The organism is Candidatus Hydrogenedentota bacterium, assembly GCA_035450225.1.
GTDB lineage: Bacteria > Hydrogenedentota > Hydrogenedentia > Hydrogenedentales > SLHB01 > DSVR01.
In genome coordinates this window covers 1-2008 of record DAOTMJ010000101.1, presented here as the reverse complement: position 1 = coordinate 2008, position 2008 = coordinate 1, and the positions used below count along the sequence as shown (strand labels likewise).

Annotated in this window: 4 protein-coding genes; all 4 read right to left on the bottom strand. The window is 58.8% G+C overall.

Features of this window, described 5'->3' with window-relative positions; genetic code table 11:
• Window positions 1–11: 11 nt before the first annotated feature.
• Genes P5540_19850 through P5540_19835 form a run of 4 tightly spaced genes read right to left on the bottom strand, consistent with a single transcriptional unit; the run spans window position 12 to window position 1844 of the window.
• Window positions 12–416, bottom strand: a complete 405-nt coding sequence (locus tag P5540_19850) for a single-stranded DNA-binding protein (protein ID HRT67068.1) — start codon at window positions 414–416, stop codon at window positions 12–14.
• A 10-nt stretch (window positions 417–426) separates the two neighbouring features.
• Entirely contained in the window at window positions 427–924 is a 498-nt protein-coding gene (locus P5540_19845; GenBank protein HRT67067.1) for a siphovirus Gp157 family protein, read from the bottom strand.
• On the bottom strand, window positions 921–1541 hold the full coding sequence (locus P5540_19840) for an ERF family protein (protein HRT67066.1): 621 nt from the start codon (window positions 1539–1541) through the stop codon (window positions 921–923). Before P5540_19840 ends, P5540_19845 begins: the two co-directional genes overlap by 4 nt.
• A gap of 60 nt (window positions 1542–1601) precedes the next feature.
• Entirely contained in the window at window positions 1602–1844 is a 243-nt protein-coding gene (locus tag P5540_19835; protein HRT67065.1) for a hypothetical protein, read from the bottom strand.
• Window positions 1845–2008: the final 164 nt, after the last annotated feature.

Sequence of the window (2008 nt, the reverse complement as noted above, 5' to 3'; positions counted from 1 at the left end):
CATGGTGGCGATCAAAACGGTATGTCGTCGTCGTCAAAACTGGCGGATTTCGGTGCCGGCGTCGGCTTCCGTGGCGCAGGATTTGCCGGTGCCGTGTTACTGTCGCGCTGCTTCGGCACGAACTCGACATCCGCGACGGTGCCGACGAGCTTCGGCCCGTAGTCGCCGTTGCCCGGCTCGATATGCACATCGCGCAGGGTGACAAGAAGCGCGGTTCCCTTGGTCAAGTACGATTGCAGGCGTCCGGCTTGGTCGCCCCATAGAGAGGCGGATACCCATTGCGTCGGCTTCTTTCCGGTTCCGTCATCCTTCATTCCGTAGTCGTATGCCAACGCCAGTGACGCGACCTGCTTGCCGCTAGCCGTGTGGCGGATTTCTGCGTCTCGGCCGAGGCGGGCAATTCCGATCAGTTTCATGTGATCCTTTCTATTTGATTTCGAGCCGCTCAGAGTGCTCGAAGTGTGCGGCAATCGGATACCCGGCCTTCAGTGCATCAGCAATTGCTCGCTTGTTTGGTGTCGGCGGCGGTGGCTTTATGGTCATCATCTCTGTTGGCAATAGCGATTCGTCGTCGATAACAACCCGTGGCGAGTTTTTCTTGACCGACACGGCAAACCACGGACATTCGACCTTGCGAATGTTCGTTGCTTGCAGAGTCGTCAGCAGGTATTCGCGCAGGCCGACCGTGCGAGTTTCGATCCGCGTTAGCCGTGATTCCATGTCGCAAATCGCCTCGCGAATGGCTTTTGCGTCCGCTTCCATGTTGCGAATCACTGAGGCGACGGCTATCGCTTTGTCGCGCAGATCTCCTGCCAGACCTTCCAGAGTGTCTGCAATGGTCTGATCGTCCAGGTCCGTTTCTGCAAGCCTGGCTGCTGCTTCGGCGTAAGCAGACGCGATCTTGTAAAGAGGCTCGTAGCTCATGCTGCGGACACCAATTCTTCTTTGCGCGCGTCGTAGTATTCCTTCAAGGCGCCCCGTGCGGCAGTGTCGCCGATAGCGTTTGCGGCGGCCCACGCCTTGGCGAACTCGGCGCGCAATGACTCGACATCCTTGGCGTCGAACATCGCCTGCTTGAAATCGACAATGACGCTTTCCGGCATGGCGTGTACAACCTCGTGCGCTGTTGCGTCAGCATCGTTATCGCCTTCCGTTGGAATCGAAAACGCTTGCAAACATGCATATTTGTACGCTGCCGACATGGCCTTGTTCGTGGCTTTGTCGCCGCTGTCCATGGCCTCGCCGAACGTCTTGACGACGTGCTTGCTTCCGTCTTCTGCGCTCACGAAATCGAATTCCGCCTCGACGGTGACATAGAAAAGCGCCTTGCCTGCAGTGCTCTGGCGCTCGTCGCACTTACGCGACAGCATGCGCGGCAGTATGCAAAGCCCGTTCGCTGCCAGCAGCGGTGCCAGTGCGTTATATACGTCGTCGATTCCGCGGAACTTGAAATTCGCCCCCTGTTGCGCCGTCCGGTCTTTCGCTATCCCTGTTTTCGTCAGTGCCTTTTGCACCGCATTGATTGCCTGATAAACGTTCATTTTCTTCCTCTTCCCACTGTTGATATTGCTGCCAGAACTGCACGCCGCCGTCGTCGCCCATCAGAAGGTCATCCCGGCAAGGTAACGCTGTGCCGTCTGCATGGCGGCGCGGAATCCGGCAACGTCCGATCGTGCAATCGCCTTGTCGGCAACCGACAGCCACAATCGCAGCTCGTCGCACACGTCCATCGCGTCGGAAAGTTCCTCGGCAACGTCAGGCGCTCGCGGATCGCCGGGCAACATCGCAAACGCCGGCCATGTGCATGCGTCGCCGGGGCCGGGCATGGTGGCAGCGGATCTCATGCGACTCCCCTCTGAACCTTGAGCATTGCCGTGCGGACCCTGTACGCCGCCGACGAAAAAGCATGCCCGCTCAGTACTGCAAGCTTGGCGTCGTCAGACTGGTATGCGCCAAGAGAGTCGAAGACGCGCCACGCTTCGCGCAAAGCCTCTTCCAGCGTCGCGAT

Bases quoted from the DNA above. Each gene is read 5' to 3' on its own strand.
- P5540_19850 (HRT67068.1), bottom strand. From the start codon at position 416: ATGAAACTGATCGGAATTGCCCGCCTCGGCCGAGACGCAGAAATCCGC.
- P5540_19845 (HRT67067.1), bottom strand. From the start codon at position 924: ATGAGCTACGAGCCTCTTTACAAGATCGCGTCTGCTTACGCCGAAGCA.
- P5540_19840 (HRT67066.1), bottom strand. From the start codon at position 1,541: ATGAACGTTTATCAGGCAATCAATGCGGTGCAAAAGGCACTGACGAAA.
- P5540_19835 (HRT67065.1), bottom strand. From the start codon at position 1,844: ATGAGATCCGCTGCCACCATGCCCGGCCCCGGCGACGCATGCACATGG.